This window comes from Bilophila sp. 4_1_30 (genome assembly GCF_000224655.1).
GTDB classification, from domain to species: Bacteria; Desulfobacterota; Desulfovibrionia; order Desulfovibrionales; family Desulfovibrionaceae; genus Bilophila; species Bilophila wadsworthia.
The window spans coordinates 1,440,259-1,463,387 of sequence record NZ_JH114231.1 but is presented as its reverse complement, the minus strand read 5'-3'; the positions used below and the strand labels follow the sequence as shown (position 1 = coordinate 1,463,387).

Annotated in this window: 19 protein-coding genes and 2 tRNA genes; 18 read left to right on the top strand and 3 right to left on the bottom strand. The window is 61.7% G+C overall.

The genetic code is table 11. From position 1 onward, the window contains the following. Nucleotides 1-111: 111 nt before the first annotated feature. Entirely contained in the window at nucleotides 112-2,640 is a 2,529-nt protein-coding gene (locus HMPREF0178_RS20910; RefSeq protein ID WP_009380038.1) for a ribonuclease R family protein, read from the top strand. On the opposite strand, the gene HMPREF0178_RS06510 is transcribed toward HMPREF0178_RS20910, so the two are convergent. Continuing rightward, the gene (locus tag HMPREF0178_RS06510) at nucleotides 2,525-4,018 is read right to left on the bottom strand and encodes a phospholipase D-like domain-containing protein (protein WP_009380037.1); all 1,494 of its coding nucleotides are present in this window, start codon (nucleotides 4,016-4,018) and stop codon (nucleotides 2,525-2,527) included. The two genes, HMPREF0178_RS20910 and HMPREF0178_RS06510, sit on opposite strands and share 116 nt — an antisense overlap. A gap of 252 nt (nucleotides 4,019-4,270) precedes the next feature. After that, on the bottom strand, nucleotides 4,271-4,693 hold the full coding sequence (locus HMPREF0178_RS06505) for a universal stress protein (protein WP_005030397.1): 423 nt from the start codon (nucleotides 4,691-4,693) through the stop codon (nucleotides 4,271-4,273). A gap of 297 nt (nucleotides 4,694-4,990) precedes the next feature. Between HMPREF0178_RS06505 and guaB the strand changes: the two genes are divergently transcribed. The 9 genes from guaB (at nucleotide 4,991) to HMPREF0178_RS06460 (ending at nucleotide 12,190) form a co-directional block, all read left to right on the top strand. After that, nucleotides 4,991-6,451, top strand: a complete 1,461-nt coding sequence (gene guaB, locus HMPREF0178_RS06500; protein ID WP_009380035.1) for an IMP dehydrogenase — start codon at nucleotides 4,991-4,993, stop codon at nucleotides 6,449-6,451. Nucleotides 6,452-6,563: 112 nt separating this feature from the next. After that, nucleotides 6,564-8,105 (top strand): glutamine-hydrolyzing GMP synthase, encoded by a 1,542-nt coding sequence (gene guaA / locus HMPREF0178_RS06495; protein ID WP_005030393.1) that lies wholly within the window; start codon nucleotides 6,564-6,566, stop codon nucleotides 8,103-8,105. 12 nt (nucleotides 8,106-8,117) lie between these two features. Then, entirely contained in the window at nucleotides 8,118-8,453 is a 336-nt protein-coding gene (tatB, locus tag HMPREF0178_RS06490; RefSeq protein ID WP_005030391.1) for a Sec-independent protein translocase protein TatB, read from the top strand. Between the two features lie 2 nt (nucleotides 8,454-8,455). Then, nucleotides 8,456-9,607 carry a twin-arginine translocase subunit TatC gene (gene tatC / locus HMPREF0178_RS21955; protein WP_009380032.1) on the top strand — a complete coding sequence of 384 codons (1,152 nt, stop codon included), beginning with the start codon at nucleotides 8,456-8,458 and terminating at the stop codon, nucleotides 9,605-9,607. Further along, entirely contained in the window at nucleotides 9,604-10,191 is a 588-nt protein-coding gene (locus HMPREF0178_RS06480) for an imidazoleglycerol-phosphate dehydratase (RefSeq protein WP_009380031.1), read from the top strand. The genes tatC and HMPREF0178_RS06480 overlap by 4 nt, the downstream gene beginning before the upstream one ends. Continuing rightward, nucleotides 10,191-10,829: a hypothetical protein gene (locus tag HMPREF0178_RS06475; RefSeq protein ID WP_009380030.1), complete on the top strand. Its 639-nt coding sequence runs from the start codon at nucleotides 10,191-10,193 to the stop codon at nucleotides 10,827-10,829. The genes HMPREF0178_RS06480 and HMPREF0178_RS06475 overlap by 1 nt, the downstream gene beginning before the upstream one ends. Further along, entirely contained in the window at nucleotides 10,826-11,563 is a 738-nt protein-coding gene (hisA, locus tag HMPREF0178_RS06470) for a 1-(5-phosphoribosyl)-5-[(5-phosphoribosylamino)methylideneamino]imidazole-4-carboxamide isomerase (RefSeq protein WP_009380029.1), read from the top strand. The genes HMPREF0178_RS06475 and hisA overlap by 4 nt, the downstream gene beginning before the upstream one ends. A gap of 305 nt (nucleotides 11,564-11,868) precedes the next feature. Then, a tRNA-Ala gene (locus HMPREF0178_RS06465) sits at nucleotides 11,869-11,944 on the top strand. A gap of 170 nt (nucleotides 11,945-12,114) precedes the next feature. Beyond that, nucleotides 12,115-12,190: transfer RNA gene (locus tag HMPREF0178_RS06460), tRNA-Ala, on the top strand. Nucleotides 12,191-12,316: 126 nt separating this feature from the next. Here the strand turns inward: HMPREF0178_RS06460 and HMPREF0178_RS06455 are convergent. Continuing rightward, on the bottom strand, nucleotides 12,317-13,165 hold the full coding sequence (locus tag HMPREF0178_RS06455; RefSeq protein ID WP_009380027.1) for a bifunctional methionine sulfoxide reductase B/A protein: 849 nt from the start codon (nucleotides 13,163-13,165) through the stop codon (nucleotides 12,317-12,319). A 171-nt stretch (nucleotides 13,166-13,336) separates the two neighbouring features. Between HMPREF0178_RS06455 and HMPREF0178_RS06450 the strand changes: the two genes are divergently transcribed. From HMPREF0178_RS06450 to HMPREF0178_RS06420, 8 genes are all read left to right on the top strand, one after another. After that, on the top strand, nucleotides 13,337-14,152 hold the full coding sequence (locus HMPREF0178_RS06450; RefSeq protein ID WP_232281213.1) for a YitT family protein: 816 nt from the start codon (nucleotides 13,337-13,339) through the stop codon (nucleotides 14,150-14,152). A gap of 140 nt (nucleotides 14,153-14,292) precedes the next feature. Further along, entirely contained in the window at nucleotides 14,293-14,595 is a 303-nt protein-coding gene (locus tag HMPREF0178_RS06445) for a DUF3467 domain-containing protein (protein ID WP_005030371.1), read from the top strand. A 547-nt stretch (nucleotides 14,596-15,142) separates the two neighbouring features. Further along, a complete protein-coding gene (gene kdpF / locus HMPREF0178_RS21470) occupies nucleotides 15,143-15,232 on the top strand; it encodes a K(+)-transporting ATPase subunit F (protein ID WP_148399697.1) in 90 nt (29 codons plus the stop codon). 9 nt (nucleotides 15,233-15,241) lie between these two features. Beyond that, complete coding sequence (kdpA, locus tag HMPREF0178_RS06440; RefSeq protein WP_009380022.1) at nucleotides 15,242-16,948, top strand: potassium-transporting ATPase subunit KdpA; 1,707 nt, start codon at nucleotides 15,242-15,244, stop codon at nucleotides 16,946-16,948. A gap of 177 nt (nucleotides 16,949-17,125) precedes the next feature. Continuing rightward, nucleotides 17,126-19,156, top strand: coding sequence for a potassium-transporting ATPase subunit KdpB (gene kdpB / locus HMPREF0178_RS06435; protein ID WP_009380020.1), 2,031 nt, complete (start codon nucleotides 17,126-17,128; stop codon nucleotides 19,154-19,156). A 106-nt stretch (nucleotides 19,157-19,262) separates the two neighbouring features. Next, complete coding sequence (gene kdpC, locus HMPREF0178_RS06430; RefSeq protein ID WP_009380019.1) at nucleotides 19,263-19,820, top strand: potassium-transporting ATPase subunit KdpC; 558 nt, start codon at nucleotides 19,263-19,265, stop codon at nucleotides 19,818-19,820. A 42-nt stretch (nucleotides 19,821-19,862) separates the two neighbouring features. Continuing rightward, nucleotides 19,863-20,990 (top strand): universal stress protein, encoded by a 1,128-nt coding sequence (locus HMPREF0178_RS06425; protein WP_005030358.1) that lies wholly within the window; start codon nucleotides 19,863-19,865, stop codon nucleotides 20,988-20,990. A gap of 7 nt (nucleotides 20,991-20,997) precedes the next feature. Then, nucleotides 20,998-22,737, top strand: a complete 1,740-nt coding sequence (locus tag HMPREF0178_RS06420) for a PAS domain-containing sensor histidine kinase (protein WP_009380018.1) — start codon at nucleotides 20,998-21,000, stop codon at nucleotides 22,735-22,737. Nucleotides 22,738-23,129: the final 392 nt, after the last annotated feature.

Below are 23,129 nucleotides of genomic sequence, written 5' to 3'. Positions count from 1 at the left end.
AGTGGAGGGGTGGGGCGGGTAGGGGAGGAAGAACCCCTTCTCCAGAAGGGGGCTTCATCCCCCTCTCCGATTCCTCTTCCCCTTTCTTCCCACATCCAAAAAGGTTTTCCTATGAAAAAGCATCCCCGCCAGCGCGGGTATTTTGGCGATACCGTCCGCAAGGGCGCTTCCGGCCCGGCCCGGCCCGGTAAAAAGAACGCTCGCCGCACGGACGACGAACAGACGTTTGTGAGCGTCCCCGGCGGGTTGGACGTTGAGGAGGTGCTGGGGCTGATGGGTAAAATCCGTCATCCCGTGCGCCTCGACGATCTGATCCGTTTCCTTGATTTGTCCCGGCGGGACAAGAAACCGCTTGAGAGCCTGCTTGATGCCCTGCAGGCCAAAGGCCGGGTCATCCGGCTTCGCGGCGGCAAATGGGTGGAAGCGTCGCAGGCCCGGATCGTAACCGGCGTGCTGTCCATCCAGCGCTCCGGGGCTGGGTTCGTGACCCCGGACGTGGTGCAGGAGTCAGCCGAGGACACCCCGAAGCCCGTTGACGGCGGCAAGCGCAACCGTGTGGAATCCCGGTTGCAGCCCGATATTTTTATCCATCCCGGCTTTCTTGGCGACGCGTGGCACGGCGACCGCGTGGAAGTGGCCCTGCAACCGGCTCCGCAGCACCGGGGCGGCAAGATGCGGAACCCGGAAGGACGGATCATCCGCGTGCTCGAACGCCGCCAGAAGGAGTTGGCCGTCCACGTCACCCGGAACCAGACGCCGCGCGGCGTCCTGTGCCGCCCGGCTGATCCCCGGCTCGACTTCCTGCTTGATGTAGACGTTTCCGCGTTAAAGGCCGCGCCGAAAATCGGGGAACTGCTGCTGGTGACGCCGGAAGAGAAGGTTGAAGACGGCCTTTGGCGGGGCACGGCCCGCGTCTCGCTCGGGCTTGAGGAAGACGCGATGGTACAGGAGCGTCTGACCAAGCTGAACCACGAAATCCCTCTGGACTTCCCGCCCAACGTGCTGGCCGAGGCCGCCGAACTGGAAAAGCGCGCGGCGGAGGGCGCGGCGGATTTGGGAGGGCTGAAACCGCTCGACGGCGTGGAGGACGCGCTGCCCATCGACCGGGTTTCAAAGGCATCCACGTCGAAACGGCAGGATCTGCGCGGCGTGCCGTTCGTGACCATCGACGGCGAGGACGCCCGCGATTTTGACGACGCGGTGTATGTCCGGCGGCTTCCCGGCGCGCCCGACGGCGCGGTATGGGAACTGTGGGTCGCCATCGCGGACGTGAGCCATTTCGTGCTGCCGGGTTCGCGGCTGGACCGGGAAGCCCGTGATCGCGGCAACTCCTACTATTTCCCGACCTCCGTGGAGCCCATGCTGCCTGAGGTTCTGTCCAACGGCCTGTGCAGCCTGCGTCCCGACGAGGATCGGCTGGTCATGGCGGCGCGGGTAGGGTTCGACGATCGGGGCATCCCGCGCACGTCGGCGTTTTTCCCGGGCGTGATCCGGTCGCGGGGACGGCTCACCTACGAAGGCGTGCAGGAGGCGTTGGACCACGGCGGCGAACTGGCGGGGCGGCATCCGTATTTAAAGGACGCCGAAGCGCTGGCGCATCTTCTGCTTGAACGGCGTCAGGCGCGTGGGAGCCTTGATTTCGATTTGCCCGAGGCGCAGTTCATCGTGAACCGCTCCACCGGCGAAGTGGAGGACATCAAGCGGCGCGTCCGGCTGTTCGCGCACCGGCTGATCGAAGAATTCATGCTGGCGGCGAACGAGGCCGTGGCCCGCTTCCTCACGGAGAAGGGCACGCCGTTCCCGTACCGTATCCATCCCGCGCCCGATCCGGATCGGCTGTCCTCGCTGTTCCGCACGCTGGCGTCCACGGATCTCGCCCAGAGCGAGCTCCTGACCCTCAAGCGGGGCGAAACGCCTTCGCCGTCGCGTCTCCGGGACATTCTGGTACAGGCCAACGGCACGCCGCAGGAGTACCTTGTGGGGCGGCTCGTGCTGCGTTCCATGATGCAGGCCCGGTACTCTCCGGAGGCGGGCGAGCATTTCGGGCTGGCTTCCCCCTGCTATTGCCACTTCACGTCGCCCATCCGGCGCTATGCCGACCTGCTGGTGCACCGGGCGCTGTCCTTTACGCTCGGCGCGACGCCGGGGCCGATCCTCGCCGGGCACAAGCTGCTTATGGCGGCGGACCAGTGCAACGCCCGTGAACGCGCCGCGACCGAGGCCGAACGGGAAATCGCCCGCCGTCTCGGGTGCCTCCTGCTGCGGGAGCGCACCGGCGAGACGTTCACCGGTGTCGTTTCCGGGGTGACGGAGTTCGGCTTTTTCGTGGAGTTCGACGAGATGCCCGTCGAGGGCATGGTGCGGCTCACGACGTTCCGCGACGACTGGTTCGAGTACGATCCGGACCGTCAGGAACTCATCGGCGTGGGTACGGGGCGGCGCTTCCGTCTGGGGCAGGCCGTCACCGTGCGGCTGACCGACGTGCATATCGGACGGCTTGAGGTGAATCTGGAGCTGGAAGGGACTACAGATACGGCGAAAAGATCCAGCTCGCGGCGTTCCGCAGGCGGTAGGGAAGCGCCGGGTAGGTCGTCGGGACGGAAACGGAACGGCTTCGTACCTCGTCATAAAAGGCGCTGAGCTGTTCCGCCAGCCGGAGATCCAGCACTTCCATGACCAGCTCGAAGTTGAGGTTGAGGCTGCGGGGGTCGAGGTTGGCGGAGCCGAGCAGGGTGTATTCGCCGTCGATGAGCAGGAGCTTGGTGTGGGCGAAGGGCGGGGGCTGGCGGTAAATCTTCACGCCCCTGTCCGCCAGCATGGGCATCTGGTGGCGCATGGCCCAGTCCACAAGGCGGTGGTTGTTCTCGCCGGGCAGGATGACGCTCACGTCCACGCCGCGCAGGACCGCGCTTACCAGCTCGCCGTGCAGACGGTGCGGCGGCAGGAAGTACGGGCTCATGATCCGCACGGAATGCCGCGCCGCCGAAATCTGGGCGCAGACGAGATCGAGGATGGTGTCCTCGGGCGTGCCGGGGCCGTCCATGAGGATGCGGCACAATGAGCTCCCTTGTTTCTTCACGGGATGCACGGTGAAGTTCGCGTGGTCCCCGGTGGCGAAGCTCCAGTCCATGAGGAAGGCGATTTCAAGCTGCTGCGCGATGGGGCCGAGGCAGCGGAAGTGCACGTCCTGCACCCGTGAGCGGCGCTTCAGGTTGGCGAGGTGGTTCTGGGAAATGTTCATGCCGCCGGTGAAGCCTGTTTCGCCGTCGCAGATCAGGACTTTGCGGTGCGTCCGCAGGTTGATGGAAAACTGGGGCGGGATGAGGCGCGGCGGCAGGAAGTAGGCGAGCTTGACGTCCGGGCCGAGGCGTTTGCGCCAGCTCGGCCACAGGTGGAAGGAGCCCACGCCGTCCATGAGCAGGCGCACGTCGCATCCGCGTTCGGCAGCGGCGCGCAGGGCGGCGGCGAAGCTCTTGCCCACTTCGTCGTAACCGAAAATGAAACTCGACAGGAAGACCCGTTCCCTGGCCTCACTGATGGCCTTGAGCATGACCGGATAGGCGGCTTCGCCGTTGTGCAGCACGGTGAGGTCGTTGCCTTCGAGCATACAGCGGCCGGTGATGCTGGAACCCGGATTGACGAGGTAGTGCCATGCGTGCGGGACTTCGTCCTTGTCGATGAACCCTTCCGGTTTTTCCGTCAGTGATTTGCCGTGCAGGTCCACAAGGCCGCCCATGACTTTCTGGGCGGCTTTTTCCATAAGCCGGACGGCTTGGCTGTCGATCCGGGCGATTCCGAACAGCCAGTACAGCGGCAGCCCGACCGGGGGCATGAACAGGATGATGGCGATCCAGCCGAGGGCCGCCCGCGAGTCCCGCTTGTGCAGCAGGGCATGGCAGGCGCTGTAGATGGCGAACCCGTGCACGATGGCCACGAAGATCAGAAGGATCACCGTGTTCGGGACGAAGATCAGGCACGCAACGGCCAGCAGCGCGAGCAGGAGAGAGATGTAGAGCATAGGCGGGTGGGGAGAAGGGCCTCTCTTGGAATCTCCAGCCCCGGACCCTACTCCGAATCTGCTTGTGGGCGAGGAGATGCGGCAGGCCTTCCTGCCCTGCATAGGACGCCGACGGAGAAGCTTCTTCCGCGCGGCTTTCCCGCGGCCGGGGATCTCGGGAGAGGAAGGGGGCTGTCTGGCTGGGGATGAGAGCCCTTCTCGAGAAGGGCTCTCATCCCCAGCCTGTTTGTCCGGTGGCGTACCGGAAGCTTTTTACCGTACGACGAGCACGGGGACGGTGGCGAGGGTAAGCACCTTGTGGGTGACGCTGCCGAGGAGAAGGCCTTCGATGTCGCTGCGGCCGCGGGAACCCATGACGATCAGGTCGCACTTCATGTCTTCGGCGGTTTCGATGATGCCTTCGGCGGTAGAGGTATGGAGAACAATCTTTTCGCGGCAGGCGATGTTGTCCTTGGCGATGACGTCCATGACGGGCTGGGTGATGAGGCTGGCGTCGGTCTTGACGGCCTCTTCGGCTTCCTTGCGCGCATCGCCGCCGATGACGTTGGGAATGGGGGGGAGGACCGTGGCGACGACGATCTCGCCGCCTTCGCGGACGAGGCTGACGGCGTGGGCCACGGCGTGCATGGAGTGTTCGGAACCATCGACGGGCAAGAGGATGCGGTTGTAGGCCATACGTGCTCCTTAATATTGACGCTGATGCGTCTGTTTGAAGGGATCGCAACGTATGTTACACGGGCTGAAACGAAGTGACAAGGCTTCTATTCGCCGGGCGGGAACGCTGTGGAAACGGTGAGGATACGCTGGAACGCCGCATGGTTGCAAAAACATGGAGAGGCCGTTTCCGTCCGGGGCTCAGATTGACAATAACGCCCCGCCAGAGTACATTTATCCATTCCATTTTTATATCTCACATTTACGGCCTCCGGTGTGCGCGACCTCCCGGAGCGTCTTTGTCCTCAGGAGGGCACGATGTCCAAAATTTTGAGCAAAGGCCTGACCTTCGATGATGTGTTGTTGGTGCCCGCCTATTCTGAAGTCACGCCGGATGTGGTGGACGTGACCGCTTGGCTGACTCCGTCCATCTCTCTGAATATTCCGCTGGTTTCCGCCGCGATGGATACCGTGACCGAGTCCGCGATGGCCATTTCGATGGCCCGCGCCGGCGGCATCGGCATCGTGCACAAGAATATGAGCATCGAGCGTCAGAAGCTGGAGATCGAAAAGGTCAAGAAATCCGAGAGCGGCATGATCATCGATCCCATCACCGTCGAGCCCGACGACACCGTCGAGCACGCGCTGGATCTCATGCACGCGTACCGCGTGTCCGGCCTGCCCGTGGTCCGGGAAAAGAAGCTGGTCGGCATCCTGACCAACCGCGACGTCCGTTTTGTTGAAGATCTCGCCGGGACCAAGGTCCGGGACGTGATGACCAGCGAAAACCTGATCACCGTTCCCACCGGAACCACGCTTGAGGAAGCCAAGCACCACCTGCACACCCACCGCATCGAAAAGTTGCTCGTGGTTGACGAAAAGGGCGAGCTTGCCGGGCTTCTTACCATGAAGGACATCGACAAGGTCCAGAAGTACCCCAACGCCTGTAAGGACAGCAAGGGCCGCCTGCGCGTCGGCGCAGCCATCGGCGTGGGCCCGGAAGGCGAGAAGCGCGCCGCCGCCCTCATCGCCGCGGGCGTTGACGTGCTCGTGCTCGACTCCGCGCACGGCCACTCCAAGAACATTTTGGATGCCGTGTCCGCCATCAAGGGCGCGTTCCCGGATTGCCAGCTCGTCGCGGGCAACGTGGCGACCTATGAAGGCGCCCGCGCCATGCTGAAGGCCGGCGCCGACACCGTGAAGGTGGGCATCGGGCCCGGATCCATCTGCACCACGCGCGTCGTGGCCGGTGTGGGCGTTCCGCAGGTCACCGCCATCATGGAATGTTCCCGCGCCGCCCGTGAAATGGACCGTTGCTGTATCGGCGACGGCGGCATCAAATTCTCCGGCGACGTGGTCAAGGCCCTCTCCGCCGGAGCGAATTCCGTCATGGTCGGCAGCCTGCTCGCGGGCACCGAGGAAAGCCCGGGCGAAACCATCCTCTATCAAGGCCGTACCTACAAAATCTATCGCGGCATGGGTTCCATCGACGCCATGAAGGAAGGCAGCTCCGACCGTTACTTCCAGCAGAAGAGCAAGAAGCTCGTCCCCGAAGGCATCGTGGGCCGCGTGCCCTTCCGCGGTGTGGCCAGCGAGACCATTTACCAGCTTGTGGGCGGCGTCCGCTCCGGTATGGGCTACTGCGGCGCGGCGACCATTCAGGAACTCTTCGAAAAATCCCAGATGGTGGAAATCTCCGCCGCGGGCCTGCGCGAAAGCCATGTCCACGACGTCATCATCACCAAGGAAGCTCCCAACTATCGCGTGGACAACGCGTAGGTCCCCTTTCGGCGGGGAGGGCCCTCCCCGCCACCTTCCCTGACGCCCCGGGATTCTCATTGACACTGACAGACTCTGAGACAACGCTGTCTCTCGAACAAAAGGACATACGATGCCCAGTAAAGTTATCATCATAGACTACGGCTCTCAGGTTACCCAGCTCATCGCCCGTCGGGTGCGTGAAGCCGGTGTCTATTCCGAAATCCACCCCTGCGTCGTCACCGCCGCGCAGGTGAAAGCCATGCAGCCTTCCGCAATCATCCTGTCGGGTGGCCCCGCGAGCGTGGGTGAAAAGGACGCTCCCGCGCTGGACAAGGGATTCCTTGATCTCGGCGTGCCGGTCCTCGGCATCTGCTACGGTATGCAGCTTCTGGCCTTCAACCTCGGTGGTGGGTTGGAACAGTCCGAAACCCGCGAGTATGGCCCCGCCGACTTGCGGTTCGTTCGTTCCTGCGCCCTGTGGGACGGCATTGATCTGACCAAGCTTTCCCGCGTGTGGATGTCCCACGGCGATACCGTGAAGACGCCTCCGGCGGGGTTCCTCGTTACCGGCAGCACCGACACGCTCGAAGTGGCGGCCATGGCCGACGAGGCCCGCAAGATCTACGCCGTGCAGTTCCACCCCGAAGTGCACCACTCCGTGGACGGCGACACCATGCTCCGCAACTTCCTGTTCAAGATCGCCAAGATCACCCCGGACTGGACCATGTCTTCCTTTGTGGAGCGTGTGATCAACGAAGTGCGCGAAACCGTGGGCGACGGGCATGTGGTCTGCGCGCTCTCCGGCGGTGTGGATTCCACCGTGGTCGCCGTGCTGTTGCACAAGGCCATCGGCAAGAACCTGCACTGCATCTTTGTGGATAACGGCGTGCTCCGCTCCGGCGAAGGCGACGAGGTCGTCACCTACCTGCGCGAGCACTTCGATCTGAACCTCAAGCTGGTGAACGCGCAGGATCGCTTCCTCGATCTGCTCGCCGGGGTCGAAGACCCTGAGAAGAAGCGCAAGATCATCGGCCACACCTTCATCGACGTCTTCGATGAAGAGGCGCGCGCCATCGGCAACGTGGAATGGCTGGCTCAGGGGACCCTCTATCCCGACGTGATCGAGTCCGTGTCCCACAAGGGGCCGAGCGCGGTCATCAAGAGCCACCACAACGTGGGCGGCTTGCCGGAAAAGATGAACATGAAGCTCATCGAGCCGCTGCGTGAACTGTTCAAGGATGAAGTGCGTCAGGTGGGCGCGGAACTCGGTATGCCCGAATCCGTCATCTGGCGTCAGCCGTTCCCCGGTCCCGGCCTCGCCATCCGCGTAATCGGCGAAGTGACCCGTGAGCGGTTGGATATCCTCCGCAAGGCCGACACCATCGTGCAGCAGGAACTGCGTGATGCCGGCTGGTATCGTAAGATTTGGCAGGGCTTCGCCGTGCTGCTCCCGTTGAAGACGGTGGGCGTCATGGGCGACGGGCGCACGTACGAGCATGTCATCGCCCTGCGCTGCGTGGACAGCGTGGACGCCATGACCGCCGACTGGGCACGTCTGCCGTATGATCTGCTGGAACGGATTTCCAGAAGGATCATCAACGAAGTCAAGGGAGTGAACCGTGTGGTGTACGACGTCTCCTCGAAGCCGCCGAGCACCATTGAATGGGAATAGCGAGGCATTATCATGTTTGGTATTGGCGGTACAGAACTGCTGGTGATTCTCGTCGTAGCGCTGATTGTCCTTGGTCCTAAAAGCGTTCCTCAGATCGCACGGACGCTCGGCAAGGCCATGGGCGAATTCCGCAAGGTTTCTACGGAATTCCAGCGGACACTGAATACGGAAATCGAGCTCGAAGAGCACGAAAAGCGCAAGCAGGAAGCGGAAAAGGAACTGTTCGGCACCGAACAGAAAGCCACCGCGGCTACGAAGCCCGCTGAAGCGGCTTCTCCCGCCGCCAAACCGGCCGCCGCAGCGACGGCAGCCGCCCCGACGGAAACCGACGCTTCCGTAAAGGGTTAGGCATGACAGAACGCGAAGACAAGACCCCCGTCGCGCCCTCTGGCGCGGCGGAGGAACAGGAAATCTTGCTGGATTCCCCGATTGTGGAGTCCGAGGACGAGCCCGGGGCGGTAGACGCTCCGGGCGTCTCCGGTTCGAAGGAGCCGGACGAAGCCGCCGTTGAATCCACTCCCGTGGTCGAAGAAGCCGCCGTCGAACCGGTTCCTCCGGTTGAGGAAGCCATTGCCGGGAATCCGGAAGCGGCGGCCTCCGCCGATGCCGACGCTTCGGCGGGGCTGCCCGAAATCCCCGAGGGCGCGTCGTCGGCTTGGCCGCAAGAGGAAGCATTGCCCGCGCCCGCCGCTGGCGGTGAGCCTCCGGCCCCCGTCGACCCTCCTTCCGGGGAGGAAGAAGAGCCGGAAGAAGAACGGCCCATGACCCTGCTGGAGCACCTCGGGGAGCTGCGCAAGCGCCTCGTGCGTGGTTTCTTGGCCATCCTGATCGGCTTTTTCGCCTGTTACGGCTTCGCCCAGCAGTTGTTCTATTATCTTTCCCTGCCGCTGTTGAAGGTCATGCCCGCCGACTCCAAGTTCATCTATACGGGGGTTGCGGAAGGCTTCTTCGTCGACATGAAGGTCGCGTTCGTGGCCGGCGTGTTCGTGGCGTGCCCGTTCCTGTTCTATCAGATCTGGGCGTTCATCGCGCCGGGCCTGTACGAGGAGGAAAAGAAATACATCATCCCGTTGGCCCTGTCTTCGGCGCTGTTCTTCATTTTGGGCGGGGTGTTCTGTTATTTCGGGGTATTCCCGTTCGCTTTCGAGTTTTTCATGAGCTATTCGACCGACAATATCGTGGCGATGCTGTCGATCGACGAATACTTGAGCTTTGCGCTCAAGATGGTGCTTGCCTTCGGGCTCATTTTCGAAATGCCGCTGTTCAGCTTCTTCCTGGCGCGTATGGGCCTCATTACCGCGCAGAAGATGCGCGACGTGCGCAAATACGCCATCTTGGCCATTTTTGTCGTCGCCGCCATCCTGACGCCGCCGGACGTGTTCTCGCAGCTTATGATGGCGGGCCCCATGCTTGTGCTGTATGAAGTCAGCATCTGGGTGGCCGCGCTTGTGGGTAAGAAGAAGGCGGAGCGGGAAAAGGCGGCCGAGGAAGGTGGGGCATGATCCGTACCGGACACGTCGCCAGAACCACGGCGGAAACCGATATCGATTTGACCTTGTGCCTTGAAGGCAGCGGCAAGACGTCCGTCGCCACCGGTTTTGGCCTGCTTGATCACATGCTCACCCTGACGGCGTTCTGGGCCGGGTTTGATTTGTCCCTGACCTGCAAGGGCGATACGCATATCGATGCGCATCACTCCGCCGAAGACATCGCCCTCTGCCTTGGCCAGGCGTTCGCGCTGGCCGTGGGCGACCGGAAGGGCATTGCCCGTGTGGGGTTTGCCCGTGTTCCGATGGACGAGGCGCTGGCCGAGGTGACGCTTGATATTTCCGGGCGCCCGTGGCTGGAGTGGCGGGGTGACGAGTTGCTGCCGCCTGTGCTCGCGGGTGAGGAGCGTGACGTCTGGCGTGAGTTCTATAAGAGTTTTGCCGCCGCCGCCCGCATGAACGTGCATGTCGCGTTCCTGTATGGCCGGAACGGGCATCATTTGCTGGAATCCGCGGCTAAGGGGTTGGGGCTTGCCTTGGCTCAGGCCGTTTCTCTCACAGGTAACGTGGTGCGGAGCACCAAAGGGAGTCTCGACTGATGAGCAGACTGACCCGCCGTTTTTTCTGTCTCGCGGTTTTGGCCGTATCCATATCTCTGCTTGCGGCCTGTCAGAAGACGACGCCCAGCACTCCGGACCTCCCCGATTTGAAGGTCGGTGTCGTCGGCGTGGAACAGCCCAAGGGCACGACGGATTTGCTCGCGGGATTCATTCCTGAAGATCGCGTGCTGGCCTCGGATCAGGCTATGGCCACGTTCAATGAAGAACTCATGAAGCTTTTGAAGACCACGACGCACCGCTCGTACGTGTTCATTCCCAAGGCCGGGGGCGCGGATCCTCGCGAACGCAATGGCGCGCTGGCCCATTGGGCCAAGATCGGGAAGGACATGGGCGTGGATCTGCTCATCGTCCCGCAAATCCTCGACTGGCGTGAACGGGCCGGGAGCAGCGCGGGTGTGACGACGTCCGCCGCCGTGAATATGGACTTCTATCTGATCGACGTGCGCGAACCCGGCGGCGCGTTGGTGTCCCGTTCCCATTTCAAGGAAAAGCAGGTCGGCCTGAGCGATAACCTGATGAACTTTGATACGTTCCTCAAGCGCGGCGCCAAGTGGCTCACGGCGCAGGAGCTGGCGATGGAAGGGATGCAGAAGATGATCAAGGAGTTCGGTTTATGATCCTTTTTCCCGCAGTGGATATCAAAGGGGGGCAGGCTGTGCGCCTCAGGCGCGGGCGTGCCGACGACTCCACGGTCTTTTCCGACGATCCGGTTGCGGCGGCGCTGCAATGGCAGGGGCAGGGCGCAAAGTTCCTGCATCTTGTGGATCTGGACGGCGCGTTTGAAGGCGTGTCGCCGAATACGGATCTGGTCCGCCGGATTTGTGAAGCCCTTTCCATCCCGGTACAGCTTGGCGGCGGTATCCGTGACGAGGAAACTGCCCATCGCTGGCTTGATGCGGGTGTGGCCCGTCTGATCATCGGTACGCTGGCTCTGGAAGATCCCGCCCGTTTCGCGGCGTTGTGCCATGCCTGCCCCGGTCGCATCGGCGTTTCGTTGGATGCGGAAAACGGACGCCTGAAGACCCGTGGCTGGGTGGGGGATACGCCGTATACGGTGGATGATGTGGTTCCCCGTCTGGCTGAAGACGGCGCGGCGTTCCTCGTGTATACCGACATCGAGCGTGACGGTATGCAGACCGGCGTGAACGTGCCCGCCCTGACGCATCTGGCCCGGACGAGCAAGGTGCCGGTGATTGCCGCCGGCGGCGTTGCCACGTTGGATGACGTGAAGGCGTTGTATCCGCTGTCGGTATCCGCGAACCTTGAAGGCGCGATCAGCGGACGGGCTATTTACGAAGGCACGCTGGATCTGCGCGAGGCCATGAGCTGGATCGCCGCGCAGGAACGGTAGTTTTGACGTGGGGGAAGGGGAGAGCATCCCACGGTTCTCCCTCCCTTGCCCCACGCCCCCAACACTTCCTCTGCCAAGACTTTTGGCGTTATCGGATCCTTGTTCGGAAAGGTACTGAAAGAGAAAGCGTGTGTGTGCCTTTCAGTTTTTGGGGAGAGGGGCTGTTTGGGAAGGGAAAACATTCCGTAAAAATGGCGGGGAAGAAGGCGTACCTTTTAAAGATGGCCTTGGAGACTGTTTTTGGCGGGGGCATGAAAAAACGGTTGACTTTCATTTCGGGGTTCGCTAAAAGCTTCCTCACGCATGGGGTTGTAGCTCAGTTGGGAGAGCGCTTGAATGGCATTCAAGAGGTCGTCAGTTCAATTCTGTCCAGCTCCACCAGATTTTGAAGGGTCCGTAGCAATACGGACCCTTTCTTTTTCTCGATAGTCTTGCGGATGGAGGAGTGTGCTTCTCATCCTGATCTTTTGGGTGCGGCGCATTTTTGAGGAAAAAGAGTGCTGGGAGGCTTGACTTTGGGAACTGGTTCCTATAGAAGGCTTTTCACACATGGGGTTGTAGCTCAGTTGGGAGAGCGCTTGAATGGCATTCAAGAGGTCGTCAGTTCAATTCTGTCCAGCTCCACCAGATTTTTAAAGCTGATTCAATTTTGGATCAGCTTTTTTTATTGCATGAAGTGGCAAAATGAAATGGTTGTGGAGCCTTTCCGACCGTCTTTTGGGCGGGACCGGAAGGCTCCTTCTTTTTTTCTGCTCATACCCCGAAACGGGACACGCGGAGATGGCAGCCGCCTCTGCCCGTGCGGGCCGTAAAACCCTGATGGTACGCTTCGGCGGGGTAAAAGGCGGAGGCCGGGAGCAGTTCGGTGGCCACCGCATAGCCGCGTTCCCTGAGCATTTCCATGAGGGAAAGGGCTATGGCTTTCTGCCGCTCATCTTTGTAGAAAATCGCTGAACGGTATTGTGTGCCGACATCCGGGCCCTGTCTGTTGATCTGGGTAGGGTCATGGATTTCAAAGAACAGGCGGGCGAGTTCCTCGAAAGAAACCTTTGCCGGATCGTAGGTTACGCGGACCGCTTCGGCGTGGCCGGTCCTGCCCGTGCAGACCTGTTCGTAGGTGGGGTTCGGCACCGTACCGCCCGTATAGCCCGACTCCGCGTCACAGACACCGGGGACAGACTGGAAAGCGTCCTCCACTCCCCAGAAACAGCCGCCCGCGAAGATGGCCTCTTCCGTGCATTCGGATGTTTTTTCTGGTATGAACTCAAGCGACAAGGAATTGACGCAATGCCGCATGTTTTTGGGGGTGAAGCGTTCGCCTTCGAAGACATGCCCCAGATGGGCCCCGCAGGCGGCGCAGACGATTTCCGTCCGGTGGCCGTCCGGATCGGGGCGGCGGAGCACGGAGCCGGGCACGGCGTCGTCAAAGGACGGCCAGCCGCATCCGGAGTCGAACTTGTCGCCCGAGCGGTAGAGCGTTGCGCCGCAACGCCGGCAGGCATAGGTTCCGTCGGCCTTATGGTTCCAGTAGCGCCCGCTGAACGGCGGTTCCGTCGCGCCGTGGGCGATGACCTGTTCTTCGTCGGGAGTGAGGGGTCGCATGGTGCCTCCTTGTGTTATCAGCATATATGATACAAGTATGATCCCTGAGTGGAAAGACAATGATACCTTTTGCCGGGCCCGGTTAGGGATGGCACAACCTTTTATTTCGGAGAAAGTATGGTCTCTGCTGCCGTTCGTACCTTTGCGAGGGGCATTCCCTGGAATCTCTTTTTGTTGACCCTCGGATGCGGCCTGTTCGCACTCGGCGTGAAAGCCATCGCCATTCCCCATATGCTCATTTCCGGCGGCGTATTCGGGACGGCGCTTCTGATCAATTACATGACGGAAACCCTGAGCCCGGCCGTGTGGAATGTGCTGCTCAACATTCCTATCTTCATTGCGGGCTGGCTGTTCGTGGGGCGGCGTTTCGTCCTGTACAGCCTGTACGGGTTGGCCGTGGTCTCCGTGGCCACGCAATATCTGGACATGACCATCAACATCACCGATCCGATCCTTGCGAGCATCGCTGCGGGCTGCATCTGCGGGCTCGGGCTCGGCATCGTACTGCATTCCATCGGCTGCGATGGCGGGCTGACCATTATTTCCATCGCCCTGCACAAGCGGTACGGCATCAGCGTCGGGCAATTCAGCCTGCTGTACAACATCACGCTGTTTGTACTGGCCTTTTCCATGTATAATCCGGACAGCATGTTGTATTCGCTGATCATGATTTTTGTGTACTCCAAGGTGATGGACTACGTTTCGACCATCTTCAACCAGCGGAAAATGGTGTTGATCATTTCCACGCAGCACGCTGCAATCCGTGAAGACATCCTGACGCATCTGCACCGGGGGGCCACGCTTCTATCCGGTTCCGGCGGTTTCACCGGCGAGCAGAGGCCCGTGCTGTTGACCGTCGTGCAAAACTATCAGATCCGGTTGCTGGAAGAGCTCATTTTCCGGCATGACAAGCAGGCGTTCGTCATCATCGAGAACACGCTGAACGTCCTCGGCAAGGGGTTCTCCTGTGTAAAGGAATATAAATGAAGAAATGCACCTTGCTGGTTGCGGAGCCGCTTTTGAAGGGGCTTTGTCGATTTCCTCCGGCAGGTTTTTCTGGTATCTGAGAGGCAGCGCGCCGCAATATCCGGCACGCGATCCGACACCTTCAACCGTGGAGAACCGTCATGTCCGAAGAACAACAGGTGCGCCTGAATGTGCATACCGAGAAAATGGGCACCTCCTACGCCAATGCCTTTCAGGTTCGTTACTCGCAGGATGATGTGCTGGTTTCCTTTGGCGTCAGCCTGACCGATCTTTCCGCCGAGCCGGGTGTGAAGGGTGTCGTCACCGCCGACATGCTGGAGCGTATCGCCATGACGCCCCGTACGGCCAAACGCCTGACGCTGACCCTTATCCAGAGCCTTCGCGAATACGAGGCCCGTTTCGGCGAAATCGCCGTCGAGGAGAAGGCTCCCGAAGAGGAATAGCCGCGTTTGGTGCGGAATGGTATCGAAAAGGAAAAAGGCCGGATGTGTCCGGTCTTTTTTTATGCCTTGCAAAGGGGGAGGCGCGGCGGCGGAGCTTGTGCGGGCATCCTCATGCCGAGCGAAAGGCGTATGCACGTGAAAGGTGTTGCGCGCGAAGCCGGTGCTGGGCATTTGCATTTATAAATATTCATAAAGGGAAAATGGATATGGTTTGTTCGCGTCGTCCGTATTGGAGGCCTTGCGTTTTGCAATCCATCCGGCGGATGACGCCTTTTTAGAGGGGATAATCTGCCTGTATGGGATGTTTCCGGGCTTTGAAAAACGGGTTTTTTGCTTCCTCCGTTCTCTCTTCTGAAGGAAAAGGGCGGGCCGGTTCTCATGCGTTTTGCAACGGTGGATTGCATTATGTAATGATCTTGTTCGTACTTGTTTTTCTAATATAGTAAAATCATTGGCTATACATTTTGGCACGCCCCTTGGATAGATGGCTGTTGAAATCCTGCGGGTCGGAAACACCGACGTCCGCGTTACGTTCAAGGAGCTTGTCATGGATTTGTTTGACCTTGTTGGCCTCGCCTGCGCGGCAGGTCTTTTTGCGTACATGTTGTACGCGCTGTTCAAGCCGGAACGGTTTTAGGAGGATAATATGATCCTGCGAGATCTGTTGCAGCTTGTCCTGTTCATCGGTCTTTTAGCGGCGCTCAGCCCGCTGTTGGGTCGGTATGTCCATCAGGTTTTTTCCGGTCGCCGCACCTTCCTGCATCCTGTCCTGGGGCCGGTGGAGCGGGGCGTGTACTCGCTGTCCGGCATTCATCCCGACGAAAACCAGACGTGGAGCCGGTACGCCGTCAGCCTCATCGGATTTTCCCTTGCGGGGTTCCTGCTCACGTTCGGGGTGCTGCTTTTTCAGGATAAGCTGCCGCTGAATCCGCAAGGCTTCCCCGGCCTTTCGTGGGATTTGGCCCTGAATACGGCGGTCAGCTTCCTGACGAATACGAACTGGCAGTCCTACGGCGGCGAAACCACCATGAGCCATTTCTCGCAGATGGTGGCCCTGACCTATCAGAATTTCGTTTCCGCAGCCGTCGGCATCGCCGTGTGCGCCGCGGTCGTGCGTGGCATCGCCCGCAACGAATCCTCGTCCATAGGCAACTTCTGGTCCGATCTCGTGCGCATCACACTGTACGTGTTGCTGCCTTTGAGCATCATCGGGGCGCTGATCATGCTCTGGCAGGGTATGGTCCAGAATTTCGACGCGGGCGTTACCGCGACCACGCTTGAGGGCGGGAAGCAGTTCATCGCCACCGGGCCCGTTGCGTCGCAGATTGCGATCAAGCTGCTCGGGACCAACGGCGGCGGCTTCTTCAACGTGAACGCCGCGCATCCTTTTGAGAACCCCACGGCGTTGGCCAGCTTCCTCCAGTCTTTCTATATCCTGATCATCCCGAGCGCGCTGGTGTTCTTCCTCGGGGATGCCGTGGGCAGCCGCCGTCACGCGTGGACGGTCTGGGCCGTCATGCTGACCCTGTTCATCGGCGGCGTGCTGTGGATCTACTTCAGCGAGCTGCACGGTACGCATCTCCTGCAGCAGATTGCGGGCGGGGCCGTACCCAACATGGAAGGCAAGGAAGTACGTTTCGGCGTGTTCGGCACCTCGCTGTTCGCAACGGCGACCACGGACGCCTCCTGCGGCGCGGTCAACGCCATGCACGACAGCCTGACGCCGCTCGGCGGGATGCTGGTGCTGTTCAACATGCTGCTCGGCGAGATCATCTACGGCGGCGTCGGGTCCGGCCTGTACGGCATGATCCTGTTCATCCTGCTGACCGTGTTCATCGCCGGCCTGATGGTGGGCCGCACGCCCGACTATCTCGGCAAGCGTATCGAAGGCCGCGAGATTACGTGGTGCATGGTGGCCCTGCTGGCCTGCGCCACACCGATCCTGTGCTTCTCCGCCGTGGCGGCGGTGAGCTCGTGGGGGACGGGCGCACTGAATAATGCCGGAGCGCATGGCCTTTCCGAAATCCTTTATGCCTTCACGTCCGGCGCGCAGAACAACGGGAGCGCTTTTGCGGGGCTTTCCGCAAACGTGCCGGTATGGAACGTTTTGCTGGCTCTCGCCATGTTCATTGGGCGCTTCGGCGTGATGCTGTCCATGCTCGTGGTGGCGGGCTCCCTTGCCGCGCGCAAGAAGCGTCCGATTTCGGATTCTTCCTTCCCCGTGGAAGGGCCTACCTTCGGCCTCTTGCTGCTCGGCATCATCTTCATCGTGGGCGCGCTGACCTATCTGCCCGCCCTGTCCCTCGGACCCATCGTGGAACAGTTCCAGATGATGCGGGGAATGATGTTTTAAGGGCGGCGAAGGGAACATCAACTGATTTATTCAATCCGAGCCTGTTGGGATAAGACAGGCATAGTACCGAGGGGGGCCGGGGGGAATCATTCCCCCCGGCGGGTGCAGGGCGGAGCCCTGCCGGGGAATGGGGCGAGCCCCGCCTCCTCCCTCCGGTCCGCCAAGGAGATTTTTCATATGCGTCACCATTCTCAGGAAACCGCGCCTTCGCTGTACGTTCAGGCCGCCAAGGACGCCTTCCGCAAGCTCGATCCGCGCGTGCTCGTGCGCAATCCCGTCATGTTCGTGGTCGCCGTCGGCTGCGTGTTTACGACGGCCTCGTTCTTCTCCCGCGTGGTGACCGGCGCCGACGCCGGATTCAGCGGCCAGATTTCCCTGTGGCTGTGGTTCACCGTGCTGTTCGCCAACTTCGCCGAGGCGCTGGCCGAGGGGCGGGGCAAGGCGCAGGCCGACACGCTCCGCAGCGCCCGTACGGACACCGTCGCGCACCGGCTGCTTTCGGACGGAACCGTGGAAACCGTATCCGCTTCCGAGTTGGCCCCCGGCGACCGTGTGGTCGTAGAGGCGGGCGACATGATCCCCGCCGACGGCACGGTCGTCGAAGGTGTGGCCGCCGTGGACGAATCCGCCATCACCGGCGAGTCGGCTCCGGTCATCCGTGAATCCGGCGGCGACCGCAGCGCGGTTACCGGCGGGACCACGGTGCTTTCCGACCGCATCGTCGTGAACGTCACGCAGGAGCCGGGCAAGTCTTTCCTCGACCGCATGATCGCGCTTGTCGAAGGCGCGGAACGGCAGAAGACCCCCAACGAAATCGCCTTGAACATCCTGCTTGCCGGGCTGACCCTCATCTTCATGCTGGTGGTCGTCACCCTGAAGCCGCTGGGCCTTTACCACGGCATCAACATTGATATGGTCGTGCTGGTGGCGCTGCTGGTGTGCCTCATCCCGACCACGATCAGCGGCCTGCTCGCGGCCATCGGCATCGCCGGGATGGACCGCCTGCTCCAGCGCAATGTGCTGGCCCTGTCGGGCCGCGCGGTGGAGGCCGCCGGGGACGTGGATGTGCTGCTGCTCGACAAGACCGGGACGATCACGCTCGGCAACCGCATGGCCTCGGCGTTCCTGCCTCTGCCGGGCGTGAATATTGATGAAATGATGCAGGCCGCCTGCCTTGCCTCCTCCGGCGACGAAACTCCGGAAGGCCGTTCCATCGTCGAATTGGGGAACACCCTCGGCGTGTCCCTGAATGGGGTGCCGCAGGATGTGGTCAGCGTGCCGTTCACGGCGGAAACCCGCATGAGCGGCGTGGATGCCGCCGGAGAACAGCTCCGCAAGGGTGCGACCGATTCCGTGCTGCGGTGGGTGCACTCGCTCGGGCTTCCCGAACGCCGTGAGGAATTGAAGGCCCTCGTCGATCCCGTGGCCCGTGAGGGCGGTACGCCGCTGGTGGTGGCCTCCTCCACGCGGGGCGTGCTCGGCGTCATCCAGCTTAAGGACGTGGTCAAGCCCGGTATGCGCGATCGTTTCGACCGCATCAGGGCCATGGGCATCAAGACCGTGATGATCACGGGCGACAACCGCCTCACCGCGCAGGCCATCGCCGCGGAGGCGGGGGTGGACGACTTCCTTGCCGAAGCCAAGCCCGAGGACAAGCTGCAGCTCATTCTGGATCTCCAGAAGGAAGGCCGTCTTGTGGCCATGTCCGGCGACGGCACCAACGACGCTCCGGCGCTGGCCAAGTCCGACGTGGGGCTGGTCATGAACACCGGCACGCAGGCCGCCCGCGAGGCCGGGAATATGATCGACCTCGATTCCGACCCCACCAAGCTCATCGAGATCGTGGAGATCGGCAAGCAGCTTCTGATTACCCGGGGCGCGCTCACCACGTTCAGCCTCGCCAACGACGTGGCCAAGTACTTCGCCATCATCCCTGCGCTGTTCATGGCGGCCCTGCCGGAGCTCGGCGTGCTGAACGTCATGCACCTGTCCACGCCGCAGAGTGCCATCCTGTCCGCAGTGATCTTCAACGCCCTGATCATCATCCTGCTCATCCCGCTGGCGCTCAAGGGCGTGCGCTACCGTCCCCGTTCCACGGCTTCGGTCCTGCGCGGCAACCTGTTGGTCTACGGGCTCGGCGGCGTCATCGCCCCGTTCATCGGCATCAAGCTCATTGATATCGTGATTTCCGCCGTCGGCCTCGTCTAGCCGCGTCGGTACATATAACCTGAAGGGGCGTTCGTTCCTCTCCAACTCCGGAAGTCTCCTCCGCGTGCGTCCCTTCAGGTTTCTTTTTCTCATAAGGATATACGTCATGTTCAAGCTCATTCGTCAGTCCGTTCTGTCCACGCTGTGCCTCGCCGTCCTTTTGTGCGCCGCTTACCCGATGCTCGTCACCGGGGCGGCCGACGCCTTCTTCCCTAAAGAAGCGGCGGGTTCGCTGATCCTGCGGGACGGCGCGATCGTCGGTTCCGCCCTCATCGGGCAGCCGTTCTCCAGCGCGAAGTATTTCCATCCCCGCCCCTCAGCAGCCGGGTACAATGCCGGTTCCTCCTCCGGTTCCAACTATGGCCCCACCAGCAAGGCTCTGGCCGAGCGCGTCCGGGCCTCGGAACAGGAGCTGCGCGCCGAGCGGCCCGAAGGCGTGTTGCCCGTGGATATGCTGACCGCTTCGGGAAGCGGCCTTGATCCTCATATTTCCCCGGATGCGGCCCTGATGCAGGTCCGGCGCGTGGCCGAAGCCCGCGGCCTGTCTCCGGAAGCGGTGGAAAAGCTCGTGCGCGGCCATGTGGAAGGCCCGGAATGGGGCGTGTGGGGCGAACCGAAGGTCAATGTGCTGCGCCTCAATCTGGCTCTTGACGAACTCCGGTAGCCGGGCGAGGAAAGAAGTACTTTCCGTGTCGGGAGGATGGTCATGGACGGTTTCGCGGAACTCATCGAACGCAAACGGCAGGGGTCCCTTAAAGTCTATCTGGGATACGCGGCCGGTGTGGGGAAAACCTACGCCATGCTGCAGGAGGGGCTGCGCCTGAAACAGCAGCACGTGGATGTGGTGATCGGGTACCTCGAACCCCATGACCGCCCCGAGACGATGGCGCTCGCCGAGCATCTGGAAACCGTCCCCCCCCGCGAATGGCGCGTGGGGGACGCCGTTTTCCATGAAATGGACGTCGAGGCCATCCTTGCCCGCAAACCGCAGGTCGTGCTGGTGGACGAGCTGGCCCACACCAACGCGGACGGTTCCAAGAACGACAAGCGCTACTCGGATGTGCTCGAAGTGCTGGCGCAGGGCATCAACGTCATTTCGACCATCAACGTGCAGCATCTGGAATCCGTGGCTGCGCGCGTCGAAGAGGCCACCGGCATCGCCGTGCGGGAACGCATCCCGGACACCGTGCTGCGGCGGGCCGATCAGGTCGTCAACGTGGACGTGACCAAAGAGGAACTCCGCGAGCGCCTCCGGCAAGGCAAGATTTACGCGCCGCAACAGGCCGAACGGGCGCTGTCGAGCTTCTTCACCTACGAGAACCTGTCCTTTCTCCGCGAGCTGTGCCTGCGCGAGGCATCAGGGGATCAGGTCCGGAAGATCGAGGCGCAGGAGCTCCTCAAGCCCGCCTTGGCCGGGTATGCGGTGGAGGCGGTCATGGTCGCCCTGAGCTCATGGCCCACCGATGCCGAATCGCTTATCCGCCGTGGCGTGCGTATGGCGAACCAGCTCGGATCGCCGTGTTACGTGGTATATGTCCGCAGGCCGCAGGAAAGCCCGACCCGCATAGACGCGGGCATCCAGCGCCAGCTTCAGCACAACCTGCAGCTGGCGACGAGGCTCGGCGCGGAAGTGGTGCAGCTTGAAGGCGTGGATATCGCCGAAACCCTGGTGAATTTCGCCAGCGAGCGCAACGTGCGGCACGCGATCTTCGGCAAGTCGCGGCTGTCGCCCTTGCGGGAGCGGCTGCGCGGCTCGTTTCTGCTGGATTTCCTGTATGAGGCCGTGGGCGTGGATGTGCACGTCGCCAACGTCACCCCGAAGTATATCAAGTGAGCGCGTCATGATTGTTCTTCCCACCATGCACAAGCGGATACGCCGCTCCTTTCTGCGTCTCGTGCTGCTGTTCGGGGCGCTCGGGGTTTTGATGGTGACCGGCATCACCATTGCGGGGAGGGTTCCCTCGGAGCTCATCCGCATGAATTACGACTCCATCGCCTACGCGCAGGAGATGGTACGGGCCATGAACGGCATCCGGTTCCCCGAGCTGTACCGCGACACCGATACGCTCGGCTGGGAGAAACGGTTTGCCGACACGCTGGAACAGGCTTCCGGCAACATTACCGAAGAGGCCGAGCGGAAGGTCATTACGGATCTTCAAGCCTCATGGGATGCGTACCGCCAGACTCCGGACGACGCCAATTACCGGGGCCTGCACGCCCGCATCGACGCCCTGGTTCAGGTCAACGAGCGAGGCATGTTCCTGCGGCTCAGCAAGAACGCCCGGTTCCGCGACATCATGATGGCGGTGACGGGCGCGGCGTTCCTGCTCGGCACGTTTTGGGCTTTTCTCCTTGCGGACAGCGTGGCGGAGCGTCTGGCCCATCCGTTGCGGCGGGTGGCGGAACTGTTCCGCGATCGCCCGCAGCTTGGGCGGAAGCTCCATCTGCCGGACCCGCAGACGCTGGAAGTGCGGCTGTTGTTCGATGAGTTGTCCCGCCTGTGGGATCGCCTCGGGGAACTGGACGAGCTGAACGTGCACAAGCTGGTCGTGGAAAAGCGGAAGCTTGAAGTGATCCTCGAGTCGGTCGAGGACGGGGTCTTGGTGCTGAGCGCCGCAGGGGACGTCATGCTGGTCAGCCGCCGTATGCTTTCGCTTCTTGGCTTGGCCAAAGATGATGTGCAGGGCAAGCCGTGGAGGGATTTGTCCACCAGCGCGCCCAACTACATGGCCCTGCGGGACGGACTCCGCGACGACATGCAGGGCAAGCAGGAGATCACCCTGCGCGTCGGCGGTGAGGAGCGCATTTATGCCGGGCGTCGGCGGAGCCTGCTCAGCGGCAAGGGCGTGGTGACGGGGCAGGTGTTTCTCCTGAGCGACGTGACCGAGAAGCGGCGGCGCGACGGGTTGCGTTCGGAAATGATGGACTGGATATCCCACGAATTGAAGACGCCCATGCAGTCCCTTGGTTTGGCGGCGGATCTCATGGCCCGGCGTCCGGGGCTGGATGAGGAGATGTCCATGCTCGTTGAGACGGTGGGGCAGGATGCCGCCCGGCTGCGGACCGTGGCCCGGCAGTTTATGGAAATCGCCCGCATGAGCCCTTCGGCGCTCCAGCTTGTCCCCGATACGGTGGATCTTGTCGAGCGCGTGCGCGAGTGGCTGATCCCCTTCCAGCTGGTGGCCCGCGAGTCCGGCGAGCGCCTGCTTCTGAGTATGCCCGAAACCGATATCCCCGTGACCATTGATACTGAGCGGTTTGCGTGGGTGCTGTCGAATCTGGTGTCCAACGCTCTGCGTGTCGGTTCCGTCGGCTCCACGGTGCGGATCGTCATCACGCAGGAAGAGGACGATGCCGTTCTTCGGGTAGAAGACGATGGGCCGGGGATTCCGCCTGATCTGGAGGCGCGTCTGTTCGAGCCGTTCTCGCACGGGCGGACAGCCGGGACGCGCGAAGGGCTGGTCGGGCTTGGTCTGGCGATCACCCGTGATATCGTGGAAGCGCACGGCGGCGTGATCCGCTATGCGCGAAATCCCGGAGGGGGGGCTGTTTTTACCGTATTGTTGCCGTTGGCGAAGTAGAGGAAGGGAAGAAAGGCATTGGGGAAGGGAAGGAAAAGTTTTCTGAAGAAAGAGGGGCACCCCACGCTTTCCTCTCTCTTCCCAAAGACTTTTGCGCTTATCGAATTCCTGTTCAGGGGAGGATTTGACGCGGGGGTCTGGTTTTGTGAAAAGACAATAGACCGTCAGGTAACAATGAACGGAACGCCTTTGAAGGCGGCCCGGTTTTACGGCAACCCCCATGAGCTACGCCTGACCTGCGTCGAAAGCCGGTATTGCCGATTTGAGCCGACAGCCTTTTTACGATAACGAAAAGCGTACGGTCGGCCCGTTCCCGCATAGGGGAACAGGCTGATGCCCGCATAGGAAAGTCTTGGGAAGGAGAGAGGAGGGGGCTTGGGGGGAGGGGAGAG